The sequence below is a fragment of the Streptomyces sp. NBC_01288 genome (assembly GCF_035982055.1).
In the GTDB taxonomy this organism is placed as follows: domain Bacteria; phylum Actinomycetota; class Actinomycetes; order Streptomycetales; family Streptomycetaceae; genus Streptomyces.
This window is the reverse complement of the sequence record NZ_CP108427.1, coordinates 3,694,695-3,711,723: the sequence shown is the minus strand read 5'-3', so window position 1 is coordinate 3,711,723 and position 17,029 is coordinate 3,694,695. Positions and strand designations below refer to the sequence as shown.

Below are 17,029 nucleotides of genomic sequence, written 5' to 3'. Positions count from 1 at the left end.
TCAGAAGCCCGCGGCTTACCGGAGGTAGCAGTGATGTCCCACGACGGCGTCAGACTGCGCGCGGTCATGCGCTCGGTCGCCTTCCTCACCGCGGGCGCGCTCGCGGTGCCCACCCTCGCGGCGTGCAGTTCGGACAACGAGTCCGGCAAGCCGCTCGCCGGACAGGACATCGCGCCGGTCGGCCGTGACCTGGTCGCCGACGGCGGCACCCTGAACTGGGCCGTCGACGACGTTCCGGAGACCCTCAACACGTTCCAGTCGGACGCCGACGACGCCACCACCCGCGTCGCCCAGGCCGTCCTGCCCGCCATGTTCCGGCTCGACGCGCAGGGCCGCCCGCAGCGCGACGCCGACTACCTGGAGTCCGCGAAGGTCGTCGACACCGAGCCCAAGCAGGTCGTCCTCTACAAGCTGGACCAGCAGGCGGTGTGGAGCGACGGCCGCGAGATCGGCGCCGCCGACTTCGCCGCCCAGTGGCGCGCCCTGTCCGGCAAGGACTCCGCGTACTGGACCGCGCGCAACGCCGGTTACGACCGCATCGAGAAGATCGAGCGCGGCGCCAACAACCTTGAGGTCAAGGTCACCTTCAGCAGGCCGTACGCCGACTGGAAGGCGCTGTTCTCGCCGCTGTACCCCAAGGACGTCATGGGCACCCCGGACGCCTTCAACGACGGCGCGCGCCGCAAGCTGAAGGTCACCGCCGGGGCCTTCGGGGTGCAGAAGATCGACCGCAAGGACAAGGAGATCGTCCTCGCCCGCAACCCGCACTGGTGGGGCCGGCCCGCGAAGCTCTCCGAGATCGTGCTGCACGCCGTACCGCTCGACAAGCGGGCCGCCGCGCTCGCCGACGGCACGGTCGACCTGGCCGGGATCGACCCCGCCGACGCGAGCCGTATCGCGCTCGCGGGCCGCGCCAAGGGGACGAGCACCCCGCTCCAGGGCGCGAGCCCCACGGGCAGGGACGAGAACAAGAACGAGAGCCGGCAGAAGAAGAAGCTCGGCAAGAAGGAGCGCAAGGCGCTCGCCAAGTACCTGCGCCAGCAGGACGAGTTGCGCGCCTTCACCGTCCGCCGTTCCTTCGAGCCCGCCTACACGCAGCTCGCCCTCAACGGCTCCGAGGGCCCCCTCGCCGACGAGCGCGTCCGGCGTGCGGTGGCCCACGCGCTCGACCGTACGGCACTGGCGAAGGTCGTCCTCACCCCGCTCGGCCTGCCCGCCGTGCCGGTCGGCAGCCACCTCGCGCTCTCCGGTCAGGCCGCGTACGCCGACAACAGCGGCGCGCTCGGCGGCCAGGACACCACGGAGGCGCAGGCGCTGCTCGCCGACGCCGGCTGGGTGCCCGGCGGACCGCTCAAGGACAAGGGCGAGAAGGCCGCCGGAGCCGAGAGCAAGAAGAGCAAGAAGTCCGACGACGAGGCCGACTCCGAGGGTGGCTCCGACGGGCAGTACATCGTCGGCGAGGACAACAAGGACCCGCAGGACCACACCAAGAAGCACGGGCACGGGGATGAGGGCTCCAAGCACCTCGCCGACGGCAAGCAGTACGACGGCCGCAAGGTGAAGCAGGGCGGCGCACCCGGCGCGTACGCCCCCAAGGGCACGGCCGCCCCGGCGGGCGCCAAGACCGGGCCGCTCGCCAAGGACGGCAAGCCGCTCACCCTCCGCTTCGTGCTCCCGTCCGGCATCGGGTCGGAGTCGCTGAGCGCGGTCGCCGACAGCATCTCCCGGATGCTGGAGAAGGTCGGCATCCGCACGGAGATCACCAAGGTCTCCGACGACAGCTACTTCAAGGACCACATCGCGTCCGGCCAGTACGACCTCGCCCTCTACTCCTGGCCCGCGTCCGCCTTCCCCGCCACCGACGCCCGCCCGATCTTCGCCAAGCCGGTCCCGGCCGCGGACGGCTCCCTGAACGTCGAGCAGAACTACACCCGCGTCGGCACCGACCAGGTCGACCAGCTCTTCGACCAGGCCGCCTCGACCCTCGACGAGGACGAGTCCGCCGCCCTGGTCCGCAAGGCCGACGCCCGCATCTGGGCGGCGGCCGGCTCGATCCCCCTCTACCAGCGCCCCCAGCTCACGGCCGCCCGCAGGACCGTCGTCAACGCCGGCTCCTTCGGCTTCCAGACCCCGGTCTACGAGGACATGGGCTTCCTGAAGAAGGGCGCGCACCCCTCGGCGAGCCCGACCAAGGACTGAGGGATTAGCATCACCCGCACATGACGAGCACGGCCGCCGTCCCGCAGCTACTTGCGGGGCGGCGGTCGTCGTACGGGGGTGGGGCATGCGGGGCTGGGGAGCGGCGGTGGCCGTGGTGGTGCTGGGTGCGGGAGCGGCGGGTTGTGGTGTCACGGCGGGAGACAGCCGGCTGTCCGCCGACGCGGCCACGATCTGCGCGCACGGGACGTACCGCTGGTCCGGTGTCCGGCAGTGGCAGGAGCTGACCGCGCTCGCGGACCCGGTCACCTTCCCCAAGGGGACCGAGCACACCGAGCATTACGAGTCGGCCCTCAAGCCCGTCGACGACGACACCGTCTACCGGGTCGTCGTCTCGCGTACGCCCAAGGGGGTCGGCGCCGCTCGCGTGATCAAGGCGCTGGGCGACCGGCTGAAGGAGGACAACCCCCTGGCCGGTCCGTCGGAGGTGATGCGGCCCGAGGAGGCGCAGTACTTCACCGACACCGGGGACCTGGAGGGCGCGTACTACGCCTGGGGATCGATAAGCCTGGTTGAGGCCGATTTCACTTACACCTGCGGGTCCACCGCACCGGTGCGGGGCCAGGTGCGGACCTGGGAGACGGTCGGCGTGGGGTTCCTGCCCTGCTCCGAGCCCTTGTACGACGTCGCCGCGGACGCCGCGCACGCCGCGGCCCTGCGCCTGTGCCCCGCCGGTTCCCCGGCGGCCGAGCCCGTCTGACCCGGTTCCGGCGTCGCCCGTAAGGCCCTGCGGAGGCTCCTTCCCCGTACGCCACGTACGATGGGGTAAGGCCGTGGCGTGTCCAGCCCGGCAGGGTCCGCGTAACACAGACGTACGCGCAGGCCTTCCTCACTCTCCGGGAGTTCGCCGCAATATGGCCACGCGCCACGACATCCGCAACGTCGCCATCGTCGCCCACGTCGACCACGGGAAGACGACCCTCGTCGACGCCATGCTGAAGCAGGCCGGTGCCTTCGCCGCGCACGCCGCCGAGTCGCTCGACGACCGAATGATGGACTCGAACGATCTGGAGCGTGAGAAGGGCATCACGATCCTGGCCAAGAACACGGCCGTGAAGTACCACCCGAAGGATGGCGGCGACGTCATCACCATCAACATCATCGACACCCCGGGCCACGCCGACTTCGGTGGCGAGGTCGAGCGCGGTCTGTCGATGGTGGACGCGGTGGTACTGCTCGTCGACGCGTCCGAGGGCCCGCTGCCCCAGACCCGCTTCGTGCTGCGCAAGGCGCTCCAGCAGCGCCTGCCCGTCATCCTGTGCATCAACAAGACGGACCGCCCCGACTCCCGGATCGACGAGGTCGTCAACGAGACGTACGACCTGTTCCTGGACCTGGACGCGGACGAGGAGCAGATCGAGTTCCCGATCGTCTACGCGTGTGCGCGTGACGGTGTGGCCTCGCTGACCAAGCCGGAGAACGGCACGGTCCCGCAGGACAGCGACAGCCTGGAGCCCTTCTTCACCACGATCCTGTCGCACGTCCCGGCCCCCGAGTTCGACGAGGCCGCCCCCCTCCAGGCGCACGTCACCAACCTGGACGCGGACAACTTCCTCGGCCGTATCGCGCTGCTCCGCGTCGAGCAGGGCGAGCTGCGCAAGGGCCAGACCGTCACGTGGATCAAGCGCGACGGCACGATGTCCAACGTGCGCATCACCGAGCTGCTGATGACCGAGGCGCTCACCCGCAAGCCGGCCGAGATGGCGGGCCCCGGTGACATCTGCGCCGTGGCCGGTATCCCGGACATCATGATCGGCGAGACCCTCGCCGACCTGGAGAACCCGATCGCGCTGCCGCTCATCACGGTCGACGAGCCGGCGATCTCCATGACCATCGGTACGAACACCTCGCCGCTGGTCGGCCGCGGCGGCACCGGCAAGGGCGCCTCCGCGAAGGCGGCCGTCAAGGACCGCAAGGTGACCGCCCGTCAGGTCAAGGACCGCCTGGACCGCGAGCTGATCGGTAACGTCTCGCTGCGCGTGCTCGACACCGAGCGTCCCGACGCCTGGGAGGTGCAGGGCCGCGGTGAGCTGGCGCTGGCCATCCTGGTCGAGCAGATGCGCCGCGAGGGCTTCGAGCTGACCATCGGCAAGCCGCAGGTCGTCACCCAGCAGGTCGAGGGCAAGACGTACGAGCCGGTCGAGCGCATGACGATCGACGTGCCCGAGGAGCACATGGGCGCGGTCACGCAGCTCATGGGTGTCCGCAAGGGCCGGATGGACAACATGTCCAACCACGGCTCCGGTTGGGTCCGCCTGGAGTTCGTCGTGCCGTCCCGCGGTCTCATCGGCTTCCGTACCGAGTTCCTGACCGGGACGCGCGGTACGGGCATCGCCCACTCCATCCACGAGGGCCACGAGCCGTGGTTCGGCGTGCTGACGACCCGTAACAACGGTTCGCTGGTCGCCGACCGCGCGGGCGCCGTCACCGCGTTTGCGATGACGAACCTCCAGGAGCGCGGTGTGCTGTTCACCGACCCCGGCACCGAGGTGTACGAGGGCATGATCGTCGGCGAGAACTCGCGCGCCGACGACATGGACGTGAACATCACCAAGGAGAAGAAGCTCACCAACATGCGCTCGGCCGCCGCCGACTCGTTCGAGGCGATCGTCCCGCCGCGCAAGCTCTCCCTGGAGCAGTCCCTGGAGTTCTGCCGCGACGACGAGTGCGTGGAGGTGACCCCGGAGTCCGTTCGCATCCGCAAGGTCGTCCTCGACCAGAAGGAGCGCGGCCGCTCCGCGAGCCGCGCCAAGCACGGCTGACGCATACGATCGCAGGCCGTTCGAGGAGCTGTTACCGGCCAACTGAGCCCGGGTGCCCCCATCTTGGGGGTGCCCGGGCTTTTTGCAACCGAATTTAGCCCCGCTTCCCGAGACGGTCTGTCCGTAATGCGGAGATCCTCGCCCGATAGCCATGTAACAAGTCCGTTTCGTGGCCTTCTCGCATCGAACAGTTTGTCCATGTTTTGGAAGATGTACGGGCGAGCTGTGACTGAATTGAGATTTAAAGACAGTGGTCGGCACCTGGCACATGGCAGATAGTTAGCCGCGTAACGCTCGGGTCAATGGGTCACCGCGCCGTGGGGACGGCGCCGACTCGCGAGCACCAGGGGGTGTCTGACCCTCCGCCAGGGGTGGCGGAGGAAAGACGAGAACCCCCTCCTGTTGGTGAACACGTGGAGTCATGAGGAGGAGCCCCATGCGTGGTGTCACGAACGCCAGGTGGGACACGCCGTCCGTCAGTAGCAACCTCGCCCGCCCCTACGGAGATTGGCTCTGAGGAGTCGGCCGGCGGTCTAGTGCCGCCGTTCAACTACGCGCGTCCGGCTGCGGGATCTCCCGCCGCACCGGGACGCACCGGACCTCTTTCCTAGCTCCGAACGGTGATCGCGCACACCCTGCGCCGGTCGCCCACTCGGCACACCCACACCTGTGAAATGGGCGAACAGTGACAAGTCCTATCGACATTGAGGGCGGCGGAACCTCGGTCGTCGTCGACGGCGAACCAGGGCCGCAGGCGGAACCCGAGGCCAAGAAGATGGAGGGCCGGTCGCCCGGCCAGCTGATGTGGATCCGCTTCAAGCGCGACCGCACCGGCGTGATCTCGGCCTACGTCGTGGCCTTCTTCTTCCTCGTCGGGCTCCTCGCACCACTGATCTCCAAGCTGTACGGCAAGGACCCGTACACCGTGTACGCGGACGAACGCCCCGAGCTCTTCGACAGCGCGGGCGTCCCGCTACAGCCCAACGGCGGGATCAGCAGCCAGTTCTGGTTCGGCCTCGAACCGGGCAACGGCTACGACGTGTTCACCAAGCTCCTCTATGGCATCCGCACCTCGCTGATGATCTCCGTCTGCGTGACGCTCGCGACCGTCCTCACCGGCATCCTGCTCGGCGTCGCGGCCGGCTTCCTCGGCGGCAAGTCCGACTACTTCATCAGCCGGGTCATCGACTTCCTGCTGGCCTTCCCCGCCCAGCTGTTCTTCATCGCCAGCATGCCGGTCGTCGTGTCGCTCTTCGTGAGCCCGACCGACGAGACGCCGACGTACGTCCGTGTCGTGGCGCTCATCGCGGTGCAGTGGTTCCTGGGCTGGATGAGCCTGGCCCGTATCCTGCGCGGCACCAGTCTGGCGCTGCGCGAACGGGAGTTCATCGAGGCGGCCCGGGTCAGCGGAGCCTCGTCCTGGCGGATCATCAGCCGGGAGATCCTGCCGAACGTGGTCACGCCGATCCTCGTGCAGTCCACGTACATGCTTCCCGGCTTCGTGACCGCCGAGGCCGGACTGTCCTACCTGGGTGTGGGCATCGTCGAACCGACGCCGGACTGGGGACAGATGTTCTCCAAGGCGTCCACCGAACTCGTGATGTCGAACGACATCACCTACATGTTCTTCCCGGGTGTCTCGATGATCATCTTCATCGTGGCCTTCAACCTGCTCGGGGACTCGGTCAGGGACGCCTTCGATCCCAAGACGGCACGCTGACCGTCCGTTGGTGGGCCTCCGCGCCCGGACACCGCACGGCAACACAGCACAGCAATCCAGCACGGCGATCCAGCACGGGAATTCCTTTGTGCACTGGTGACACACAGATGGGTGGAAACTGAGTGATGAGTAGGGGCGGACGCCACGTATACGCCGCGCTCTCCGTGCTCGCGGCCGGGGCTCTTGTGCTCACCGGTTGCAGCAAGGGCGGCAGCGACGCGAGCGACAACAACAAGCAGGACAAGGAGAACGCGTCCAGACAGCAGAAGTCGATCAAGTTCGGCGACACCGCGGACTCCACCGGACCGGCCGCGGCCGTACCGGGCGCCAAGCCGGGCGGTTCGATAGAGGTGCTCCAGCGTGACAGCTACGCCCACCTCGACCCGGCTCAGATCTACGTCTCGGACGAGGGCTCGCTCTCGACCCTGATCCACCGAGGTCTCACCGGCTACAAGACGACCACCAGCGACGGCAAGGGACACGAGGTCGTCGGCGACCTCGCCACCGACTCCGGTACCACCACGGACGGCGGCAAGACCTGGAAGTACACCCTCAAGGACGGCATCAAGTTCGCCGACGGGACGCCGATCACGTCCGCGGACTTCCGCCAGACCTTCGAGCGGCTCTTCGCGCCCTTCATCAACCAGGGCCCGTCCTACCTCCAGCAGTGGCTGGCCGACACCTCCGGCGCCGACTACCGCAAGCTGCTGCCGAACGGCCCGTACAAGGGCAAGCACCTGCCGAGCACCGTCCTGGAGACCCCGGACGCCAAGACCGTCATCTTCCACTTCAAGACGGCGCACTCCGACCTGCCGTACGCCCTGGCCATGGCGGGCTACGCGGTCGTCTCCGCCAAGGGTGACACCCAGGCGAAGTACGACAAGTCGCCGGTGACGAGCGGCCCGTACAAGATCCAGTCGTTCAAGTCCGGCAAGTCGATGGTGCTCGTGAAGAACACCAACTGGGACCCGAAGACGGACCCGATCCGCCACCAGTACGTGGACCAGTTCAACTTCACGTTCAACCAGCAGTTCGAGACGTCGACGAAGGCGCTCCTCGCGGACAGTGGCGCGGACCAGGCCGGCATCAGCTTCAACAACCAGGTCGACGCGGGCAACCTGTCCAGCGTCCTCAAGGACCCGAAGCTGAAGTCCCGCACGGTCTCCGGCTACCAGCCGTACGTGGGCCAGATGAACATCAACAACAGCCACCCGGCCATGAAGGACAAGACGGTGCGTGAGGCCATCGCCTACGCGCTGCCCATCACGCCGTTCCTCCGTGCCTTCGGCGGCACCGACGCGATGGAGGTCGCCGGCGGCACCATCAGCCCGACCGTCTCCGGCTACAACGCCGCGTTCGACCCGTTCGGCAAGAAGAAGAAGCCGGCCGGTGACCCCGAGAAGGCCAAGGCACTGCTGAAGAAGGCCGGCAAGCTCGGCATGAAGCTGACCTTCGGCTACACCAACACCCCCGAGGGCCAGCAGTACTCCACCGCCATGGCGGCGGGCCTGAAGAAGGCCGGCTTCAACGTCCAGCGCCAGGAGATCCCGGCCGAGACCTACTACGACCAGGTCAGCAAGCTGGACAACAACTACGACATCTTCCACACCGCGTGGGGCGCCGACTGGCCGTCCGCCTCGACCGTCGTCCCGCCGCTCTACGACGGACGCGGCATCGCCGACGGTGCGCAGAACTACTCGCAGGTCAACGACCCCAAGGTGAACGCCGACATCGACGCGGCGAACAAGATCACCGACCCGGTCAAGGCCGCGGCCGCCTGGGAGAAGATCGACGAGTACCTCGTGAAGGACCTCGTCTCCTTCGTCCCGACCGCGTACTACAAGCAGACCCAGATCGCCGGTTCCAAGGTCGGCGGCCTCGTCTACGACGACGTCATCGGCGGCGTCGACCCGCGTCGCCTGTTCGTCAAGTAACCGCCGTCCGTCCGGCACCCGTTGCGTCCGTCCCCCTCCGGGGCGACGCACCGGGTGCCGGGCGGCCCGCCGACGTCAGAGAGCTGCCCCTGTCATGCTGCGCTTCCTCGTCCGCCGGACCCTCGGCGCCGTCGTCATCCTGTTCCTGCTGAGCATCGTCACGTTCCTGCTGTTCTTCGGGATGCCACGCGACCCGGGGCTGCTGATGTGCGGCAAGACCTGCAACCCGACCAGCCTCGCGAACATCCACCACGTGCTCGGCCTCGACAAGCCGATCAGCACGCAGTACGGGATCTTCCTCAAGAACCTCGTCATGGGCAGCAACGGCTTCGCCCAAGGGCCCTGCCCCGCCCCGTGCTTCGGGTACTCGTACCACACCAACGACCAGGTCTGGGCCACGCTGATCGACCGGCTGCCCACCACCATCTCGCTCACCCTCGGCGGCGCCTTCTTCTTCCTGCTCATCGGCCTCGGCACCGGCCTGCTCGCCGCCTGGAAGCGCGGCACGATCATCGACAAGACGGCCACGGCCGGGGCGATGGTGCTCAGTTCGATGCAGATCTACTTCCTGGGACCACTGGCCCTGGCCCTGCTCGTCTACCAGACCCACATCTTCGAGAAGCCGGCCTACAACAACTTCACCGCGAACCCGGTCAGCTGGTTCTCGGGGCTGATCATCCCCTGGGTGGTGCTGTCCACGATCTTCGCCGCGCAGTACACCCGTATGGCGCGCTCGGCGATGATCGAACAGCTCCAGGAGGAACACGTCCGTACGGCCAAGGCGAAGGGCATGTCCCGCAGATACGTCTTCTTCCGCTACGCCTGGCGCGGTTCGCTGATCCCCATCGTCACCATCTTCGGCATCGACCTGGGCGCACTGCTCGGCGGCGCCATCATCACCGAGTACACCTTCAGCCTGCCGGGCCTCGGCAACCTCGCGGTCCAGGCGGTGTTCTTCAGCGACCTGCCGCTGCTGCTGGGCGTGATGATCTTCTCCGCCACCATGATCCTCCTCTTCAACATCATCGTCGACGCCTGCTACGCCTTCATCGACCCGCGCGTGCGGCTGGCCTAGGAGCACTCGTGACCACATTGACCAAGGAAGCCGGAGCTCCCTCGCCGGCCGACGCGGGTGCCTTTCTCTCGGTGCGGGACCTGCATGTCAGCTTCAAGACCGAGGACGGCGTCATCCGTGCCGTCGACGGTCTCTCCTTCGACGTCGAACGCGGCAAGACGCTGGGCATCGTGGGGGAGTCGGGCTCCGGCAAGTCGGTCACCAACCTGACGATCCTCGGCCTGCACAACCCGATGTTCACCACCGTCGAGGGCGAAATCCTCCTGGACGGCCAGGAGTTGACCACGGCCCGCGAGTCCGAGATGGAGAAGCTGCGCGGCAACAAGGTCGCCATGATCTTCCAGGACCCGCTGACCGCGCTCTCCCCGTACTACACGGTGGGCCGCCAGATCGCCGAGCCGTACATGAAGCACCTGGGCGCCTCGAAGAAGGTCGCCTGGGCACGCGCGGTGGAGATGCTCGGCAAGGTCGGCATCCCCAACCCGAAGGAACGGGCGAAGGACTACCCGCACCAGTTCTCCGGCGGTATGCGCCAGCGCGCGATGATCGCCATGGCCCTGGTCTGCGACCCGGACCTGCTGATCGCCGACGAGCCGACGACGGCCCTCGACGTGACAGTCCAGGCCCAGATCCTCGACCTCCTGAAGGACCTCCAGCAGGAGTTCGGCTCCGGGATCGTCTTCATCACGCACGACCTCGGCGTGATCGCCGACATGGCCGACGACATCATGGTGATGTACGCGGGCAACGCGGTGGAGCGCGGCTCGACGAACGAGGTCCTGCGCTCACCCCAACACCCCTACACCTGGGGCCTGTTGAACTCCATGCCCCGCCTGGACTCGGACCTCAGCGCGCCGCTGGACCCGATCCCCGGCGCCCCGCCGTCCCTCCTGAACCCGCCCTCGGGCTGCCGCTTCCACCCCCGCTGCACCTTCCAGGACCGGGTCGGCGGCACCCGCTGTGTCACCGAACGCCCGCTGCTCGCCCCCGACCGCGCCTCGGCCTGCCACCTCACGGCGGACCAGAAGCGCAGCATCTTCATCGAAGAGATCAAGCCCCGACTGGGCTAGGAGGAGACGTCATGACAGAGGACCTCGTCCTGCCCGCCCCGCGCGACGCGGTACCGGAAGCCTCCGGCGACCCGTTGCTGGTGGTGAAGGGCCTGACCAAACACTTCCCGGTGAAGGGCGGTTTCCCGATCCGCCGTACGGTCGGCGCCGTCCAGGCCGTCGACGGCATCGATCTGAGCGTGCACGTGGGGGAGAGCTTCGGCCTGGTGGGGGAGTCGGGCTGCGGCAAGTCCACGACGGGCCGGCTGATCACGCGCCTGCTGGAGCCGAGCGCGGGCAGCATCACCTACCGCGGCCAGGACATCACCCACGCCTCCCGCAGGCAACTGGCCCCGATCCGCTCCGAGATCCAGATGATCTTCCAGGACCCGTACTCGTCGCTGAACCCGCGGCAGACGGTCGGAAAGATCATCTCGGGGCCGATGGAGATCAACGACATCCAGCCGGAGGGCGGCCGCGAGAAACGGGTCCGCGAACTCCTGGAGATCGTCGGCCTCAACCCCGAGCACTACAACCGCTTCCCGCACGAGTTCTCCGGCGGCCAGCGCCAACGCATCGGTGTGGCAAGGGCGTTGGCCCTCGAACCCAAACTGATCATCGCGGACGAACCGGTGTCGGCCCTGGACGTCTCGATCCAGGCCCAGGTGGTGAACCTCCTCCAAGAGGTCCAGAAGGAACTCGGCATCGCGTTCCTGTTCATCGCCCACGACCTCGCGGTCGTACGACACTTCTCGCACCGCGTGGCGGTCATGTACCTCGGCAAGATCATCGAGGTGGGCGACCGCGACTCCATCTACACCCGCCCCCGGCACCCGTACACCCACGCCCTGCTGTCCGCGGTGCCCGAGGTGAACCTCGGCGACAACGAAACGGCCGGCCGTGAACGCATCCGCCTCGCGGGCGACGTACCCTCCCCGATCAACCCTCCCACCGGCTGCCGCTTCCGCACCCGCTGCTGGAAGGCCCAGGACAAGTGCGCGACCGAGGAACCACCCCTCATCCAGATCGAGGGCAACCGCCCCGCCCACCTGACGGCCTGCCACTTCCCGGAAGAACCGACGATCGAGAACCGGGGCGAGGACATCGTGCTGGACCCGGCGTTGGCCGCGCTGGAGGAGTCGCTGGAGGAGTAGGAAGTCGCTCTGGCCCCGAGCTACGAAGTGACCGTTGGGCCGCCCGCTTCTTGGTCAGTGTCGGGATTGCGGGAGCCGAGTAAAGGGCGCTCCCTGCGGTCGCGTCGGCTGCGCCGATTCCGCTCCGCTCCACCCTTGACTCGTCTCCCTCAATCCCGTTTGAGAAGCGAGCGGGCGGCCCCGAGGGATGGGTGGCCAGGCAAGAATCCCCGTGCCTGTACCGCGTTCCGGCCCGGCGTGTGGGGACGCGCTCGCGTCTCGCCAGCACGCCGGGCCGGCTCAGCGGCCAACGGTGGGTGGGCGGATGAGTGGATGGGCGGACGAGTGGATGGGTGGTTGCGGGAAGCCGGGGGTAAATCTAACCACCGTGGCGGGCTGTGACCGGTTAGAGATAGACACAGCTTCCAGAGAGACCAGGGCGGGGCGGAGCCGGGGCGAGTGCGACGCGTTGACGTCTCGCCCGCACGCCGGGTCGGCTCAGCGGCCAACGGTGAGTGGTGAGTGGTGGGTGGTGAGTGGGGAGTGTGGTTGGGGACTGGTACCCGTCCCGCCCGTCCTTCCCTGCTGGGCTTCCCTCTCCACTCTCCGCAGCCTCTGTCCCTTTCTAACCGGTAAAGGGTGGTGACGGTGGTTAGATTTACCCCCGGCTTCCAGCACCTACCCACCCGGGGTGGGCCGCTCAAGCCGAGGCCGCGTGCGGGCCGGACCGCAGCACGCCCCCCTGCACTCCCCACCACCACGCTTCCCATCCCACCGGCGGGTAGCCGCTGAGCCAGCCCGGCGTGCAGGCGAGACGCGAGCGCGTCCCTTCGCACCGGCCGGCAACACGGTTCAGGCAAGGGGGTCCCTACCTGGCCACCCGTTCCTCCGGGCCGCTCGCTCGCTTCTGAAACGGGCTGGAGCGGACCGAGTCAAGGGTGGAGCGGAGCGGAATCGGCGTAGCCGACGCGACCGCAGGGAGCGCCCTTTACTCGGGCCGTGGAAGCACGACACTGGCCAAGAAGCGAGTGGCCCAACGTCCACTGGGAAACGCCCTAGGTGTAGCTGCCCTGATTGCCCACAGCTTCAGCCACGGTGATGATTTCAGGGCTGGCAGGGGTCAACACCCCTCGTCCCCAGTCGCCATACCGCTCGACCACGACGAACCCGGCCTCGCCGAGGAAGTCGTCCAGCGCCCCGGTGTCGAGGAATCGCAGGGTGGTCCGGTCGACCTGCGGCCGTTCCCACAGGGTCCCGTCAAAGGTCTCGGTGAACGTGACCCGATCGCCGGCAGGTGACACGGACTCGACCTCGTGCCATACGCGTACGACCCCGCCACGCCCGTCGGGAATCTCCCGTACTCGGTCCGGCGTCCACGTCTCCCACGCCCGGGCCCCCGGATTCCGCGTCTCGAACACGAACCGCCCGCCGGACACGAGAGCGGCACGTACGGCACGTAGAGCGAGGCGCAACTCCTCGTCGCCGAGCAGCACTTGGAAGGCGTGGCCGGTCATGACGGCGAGGTCGAACTCGCCGTGCCACTCGCGTGCCTGTAGATCTCCGAGCACCCACTCGACGCCGGGTTCATGAGCCCGCGCCTGCACCAGCATCGCGGCGGCGGGATCGAGCCCCATGAGCCGCCCCCGGTGCCCCTCCCTCCGGGCCCGTCCGAGCAACCGCCCGGTACCGCACCCGACATCGAGCACGGAGCCGGCGGACCTGACCAGCCCGAGGCAGAAGTCGTCGCCGGGTCCCCACGGGTTGAGGGTGTCGTACAGCGCTGCGAGCGAGGGATCCGCGAACGAACGATCAACCATCGCGGCAGTGTGTCACGGGAGGAGGGTCCACCCGCCCGCTCGTGGCGAAGGCCCGCGCCTGGGTGGGCGCGGGCCTTCGTCCCCTGGATCGGACATTCATGGGCTCGGGTCAATGGGCCGGTGAAAGTCCGTTCCTGAAGGGGGCGGCTGACTAAAGGGGTGTGTCAGGCCGCCGCCTCGGGGTCCTTGGAGAGACGGGGTGCCGGAACGGTGTCCGCCGTCTCGGGGTAGTGGCATGCGGTCAGGTGGCCGGGCTTGTTGCCCTCGACCTGTACCAGCGGCGGAGCCTCCGTCGCGCACTTCTCCGTCGCCTTCCAGCAACGGGTACGGAAACGGCAGCCCGTGGGCGGGTTGATCGGCGACGGCACGTCACCGACCAGCCGGATACGCTCCCGGGCGGGCGTCTCGTCCACCGTGGCCTCGGGCACGGCGGACAACAGGGCCCGCGTATAGGGGTGACGCGGGTTGCCGTACAGGTCGTCGCGGTCGGCGATCTCCACGATCTTGCCGAGGTACATTACCGCGACTCGCTGTGAGAAGTGCCGGACGATCGCCAGGTCGTGGGCGATGAACACGAACGCGATGCCGAGTTCCTTCTGGACCTTCTGGAGCAGGTTCACGACCTGCGCCTGGATCGAGACGTCCAGGGCCGACACCGGTTCGTCCGCGACGATCAGCTTCGGTTCGAGGGCCAACGCGCGGGCGACACCGATGCGTTGGCGCTGGCCGCCGGAGAACTCGTGCGGGAATCGGTTGTAGTGCTCGGGGTTGAGACCGACGATCTCCAGCAGCTCACGGACGCGGGCCTCGCGGCCGCCGGCCGGGTTGATGTTGTTGATCTCCATCGGGCCGGCCACGATCTTGCCGACCGTCTGCCGCGGGTTCAGCGAGGCGTACGGGTCCTGGAAGATCATCTGGATCTCGGACCGGATGGGCGCCAGCTGCTTGCGGCCCGCGTGGGTGATGTCCTGGCCGCGGTAGGAGACCTTGCCGCCGGTCGGCTCCAGCAGGCGCGTGATCAGCCGGCCCGTCGTGGACTTGCCGCAGCCCGACTCGCCGACCAGGCCCAGGCTCTCGCCCTCACCGACCTGGAAGTCCAGCCCGTCGACCGCCTGCACGGCACCGACCGTACGCCGGATCGGGAAACCGCCCTTGATCGGGAAGTGTTTGGTCAGCCCGCTGACGTCCAGGAGGGGGTTCGCGTTGCTCATGATGGGAAGTCCCGTTTCTAGTACGTCAGTTGTGCTGGGCTACGGCGAGAAGGTCGGCGAAGAGTTCCTGGCGCTGTGCGGTGGTGAGGTGGCAGGCGGAGCCCCGGCCGTCGACCACCTCCAGCACGGGCCGCTCGCTGGAGCACAGTCCGCCCTCGACCTTCTCGGCGAAGGTGCAGCGCGGGTGGAAGCGGCAGCCGGACGGCGGATTGAGCAGCGAGGGCGGCGAGCCCGGGATCGGCATCAGCGGTACGTCGACCGGTCCTTCGAGGCTCGGCATGGAGCTGAGCAGACCGAGCGTGTAGGGGTGCTGCGGGTCCGTCAGCACCTCCTTCTTGGTGCCGCGCTCCACGCACCGGCCGCCGTACATCACGAGGACGTCGTCGGCGATGTCGGCGATCACGCCGAGGTCGTGCGTGATGAACACGATGGCCGTGCCGAACTCCTGCTGGAGGTCCTTCAGCAGGTCCATGATCTGGGCCTGGACCGTCACGTCGAGGGCGGTGGTCGGCTCGTCGGCGATCAGCAGTTCCGGGTCGCAGACCAGGGCCATGGCGATCATCGCGCGCTGGCGCATACCGCCCGAGAACAGGTGCGGGTAGTCGTCCACCCGGACCTCGGGCTGGGGGATCCCGACCCGCTTCAGCATCTCGATCGCCCGCTCGCGGGACTCCTTCTTGGAGGCGCCGGTGTGCTTGCGGTACACCTCGCTGATCTGCTTGCCGACCGTGTGGTACGGCGACAGCGAGGCCAGCGCGTCCTGGAAGATCATGGACATCTTGTTGCCGCGCAGCCGCTCCAGTTCCCGCTCGGTCGCGGTGAGCAACTCCTTGTCGTCGAGCAGGATCTCGCCCTCGATCGCCGTAAGGTCGCGGTCGTGCAGACCCAGGATCGTCAGGTTGGTGACGGACTTGCCGGAGCCCGACTCACCGACGATGCCGAGCGTCTTGCCCTTGGCGAGGTCGAAGGAGAGCCCGTCGACGGCCTTGACGATGCCGTCCTCGGTGGAGAAGTGGACTTTGAGATCCCTGACGGAGAGGAAGGGCTGCTGATCGGTGCTCGTCACGGAGACGCTCCTGGGGGCGATGCGGGGGGTAGGGGGTACGGGCGGAGGGTCAGGCGAGCCGGATCCGCGGGTCGATGAAGGCGTAGGCGGCGTCGACGATGATGTTGAAGAACACGATCGCGGCGGCCGCCAGCACGGTGACGCCGAGCAGCATCGGGAGGTCGCTCTGGATGACGGAGATCACCGCGAGCCGGCCGATGCCCTGGAGGCTGAAGACCTGCTCGGTGATGATCGCGCCGCCGATCAGCGTGCCCAGGTCGATGCCGAACACCGTGACGATCGGGCCCATGGCACCGCGCCAGGCGAAGCGCAGGAAGACGTTCGCACGCGAGAGGCCCTTGGCGCGGGCGGTCCGGACGTAGTCCTCGCTGAGCTGCTCGACCAGTTGGGAGCGGGCCATGCGGGTGTAGTTGGCGGTGAAGATGATCGACAGCACCAGCCACGGCAGCAGCAGGCCGGAGAACCACGAGACGGGGTTCTCGGTCAGCGGCGTGTACGAGGGCTGGTCGAGGATGCCCGTCTTGAAGACCAGGAAGTACAGCGCGATGTAGCCGACGAAGTAGATCTGGAGCGAGGAGCCCAGCAGCGACGCCGAGGTCGCGAACTTGTCCAGGAACTTGCCCTGCTTCAACGCCGCGATCATGCCCGTGCCGACACCGAAGATCAGGAAGATGACGGCCGAACCGAAGGCGAGCGAGAGGGTCAGCGGCAGGCGGTCCATGATCGTGCCGAAGACGGGCTCGTTGTTGGCGAAGGAGTAGCCGAGGCACGGAGCGTTGCACATTCCGAAGCCGCTGTAGTCCCGCCCGACGAAGATCCCCTTCAGCCAGTACCAGTACTGCACCGGGATCGGATGGTCGATGCCCAGGTTGTGCCGGATCTGCGCGAGCGAGGCCGGCGTGCAGTTCTTGCCGCAGGACATCATGGCCGGGTCACGCGGGACGGCGTAGAAGAGCCAGAAGGTGATGGCGCTGATGATCAGCAGAATGACCAGCGCGCCGATCGTACGGCGGACAAGGAAGCGGAACATGGGGTCAGGACTCTC

General features: G+C 67.8%; 12 protein-coding genes. 8 read left to right on the top strand and 4 right to left on the bottom strand.

What is annotated here, in order from left to right:
* Positions 1-33 precede the first annotated feature (33 nt).
* The 8 genes from OG194_RS16010 to OG194_RS15975 all read left to right on the top strand — a co-directional run bounded on the left by OG194_RS16010 (position 34) and on the right by OG194_RS15975 (position 11,911).
* A complete protein-coding gene (locus OG194_RS16010) occupies positions 34-2,199 on the top strand; it encodes an ABC transporter family substrate-binding protein (RefSeq protein ID WP_327401518.1) in 2,166 nt (721 codons plus the stop codon).
* A gap of 85 nt (positions 2,200-2,284) precedes the next feature.
* On the top strand, positions 2,285-2,917 hold the full coding sequence (locus OG194_RS16005; protein WP_327401517.1) for a hypothetical protein: 633 nt from the start codon (positions 2,285-2,287) through the stop codon (positions 2,915-2,917).
* A 154-nt stretch (positions 2,918-3,071) separates the two neighbouring features.
* Positions 3,072-4,979, top strand: coding sequence for a translational GTPase TypA (typA, locus tag OG194_RS16000; protein WP_327401516.1), 1,908 nt, complete (start codon positions 3,072-3,074; stop codon positions 4,977-4,979).
* Between the two features lie 685 nt (positions 4,980-5,664).
* Entirely contained in the window at positions 5,665-6,699 is a 1,035-nt protein-coding gene (locus tag OG194_RS15995) for an ABC transporter permease (protein ID WP_327401515.1), read from the top strand.
* 125 nt (positions 6,700-6,824) lie between these two features.
* On the top strand, positions 6,825-8,633 hold the full coding sequence (locus OG194_RS15990; protein ID WP_327401514.1) for an ABC transporter substrate-binding protein: 1,809 nt from the start codon (positions 6,825-6,827) through the stop codon (positions 8,631-8,633).
* 94 nt (positions 8,634-8,727) lie between these two features.
* Positions 8,728-9,708 (top strand): ABC transporter permease, encoded by a 981-nt coding sequence (locus OG194_RS15985; RefSeq protein ID WP_327401513.1) that lies wholly within the window; start codon positions 8,728-8,730, stop codon positions 9,706-9,708.
* An 8-nt stretch (positions 9,709-9,716) separates the two neighbouring features.
* Positions 9,717-10,778: an ABC transporter ATP-binding protein gene (locus OG194_RS15980; protein ID WP_327401512.1), complete on the top strand. Its 1,062-nt coding sequence runs from the start codon at positions 9,717-9,719 to the stop codon at positions 10,776-10,778.
* Positions 10,779-10,789: 11 nt separating this feature from the next.
* The gene (locus OG194_RS15975; RefSeq protein ID WP_327401511.1) at positions 10,790-11,911 is read left to right on the top strand and encodes an ABC transporter ATP-binding protein; all 1,122 of its coding nucleotides are present in this window, start codon (positions 10,790-10,792) and stop codon (positions 11,909-11,911) included.
* Between the two features lie 1,034 nt (positions 11,912-12,945).
* Here the strand turns inward: OG194_RS15975 and OG194_RS15970 are convergent.
* The 4 genes from OG194_RS15970 to OG194_RS15955 form a co-directional block, all read right to left on the bottom strand.
* Entirely contained in the window at positions 12,946-13,707 is a 762-nt protein-coding gene (locus OG194_RS15970) for a class I SAM-dependent methyltransferase (RefSeq protein WP_327401510.1), read from the bottom strand.
* 164 nt (positions 13,708-13,871) lie between these two features.
* Complete coding sequence (locus OG194_RS15965) at positions 13,872-14,918, bottom strand: ABC transporter ATP-binding protein (RefSeq protein WP_327401509.1); 1,047 nt, start codon at positions 14,916-14,918, stop codon at positions 13,872-13,874.
* Positions 14,919-14,943: 25 nt separating this feature from the next.
* Positions 14,944-15,984 carry an ABC transporter ATP-binding protein gene (locus OG194_RS15960; protein WP_327401508.1) on the bottom strand — a complete coding sequence of 347 codons (1,041 nt, stop codon included), beginning with the start codon at positions 15,982-15,984 and terminating at the stop codon, positions 14,944-14,946.
* A gap of 49 nt (positions 15,985-16,033) precedes the next feature.
* Positions 16,034-17,014, bottom strand: a complete 981-nt coding sequence (locus OG194_RS15955; protein WP_327401507.1) for an ABC transporter permease — start codon at positions 17,012-17,014, stop codon at positions 16,034-16,036.
* Positions 17,015-17,029: the final 15 nt, after the last annotated feature.

Bases quoted from the DNA above. Each gene is read 5' to 3' on its own strand.
- OG194_RS15990 (WP_327401514.1), top strand. From the start codon at position 6,825: ATGAGTAGGGGCGGACGCCACGTATACGCCGCGCTCTCCGTGCTCGCG.
- OG194_RS15985 (WP_327401513.1), top strand. From the start codon at position 8,728: ATGCTGCGCTTCCTCGTCCGCCGGACCCTCGGCGCCGTCGTCATCCTG.
- OG194_RS15965 (WP_327401509.1), bottom strand. From the start codon at position 14,918: ATGAGCAACGCGAACCCCCTCCTGGACGTCAGCGGGCTGACCAAACAC.
- OG194_RS15970 (WP_327401510.1), bottom strand. From the start codon at position 13,707: ATGGTTGATCGTTCGTTCGCGGATCCCTCGCTCGCAGCGCTGTACGAC.
- OG194_RS16010 (WP_327401518.1), top strand. From the start codon at position 34: ATGTCCCACGACGGCGTCAGACTGCGCGCGGTCATGCGCTCGGTCGCC.
- OG194_RS15975 (WP_327401511.1), top strand. From the start codon at position 10,790: ATGACAGAGGACCTCGTCCTGCCCGCCCCGCGCGACGCGGTACCGGAA.
- OG194_RS15955 (WP_327401507.1), bottom strand. From the start codon at position 17,014: ATGTTCCGCTTCCTTGTCCGCCGTACGATCGGCGCGCTGGTCATTCTG.
- typA (WP_327401516.1), top strand. From the start codon at position 3,072: ATGGCCACGCGCCACGACATCCGCAACGTCGCCATCGTCGCCCACGTC.
- OG194_RS16005 (WP_327401517.1), top strand. From the start codon at position 2,285: ATGCGGGGCTGGGGAGCGGCGGTGGCCGTGGTGGTGCTGGGTGCGGGA.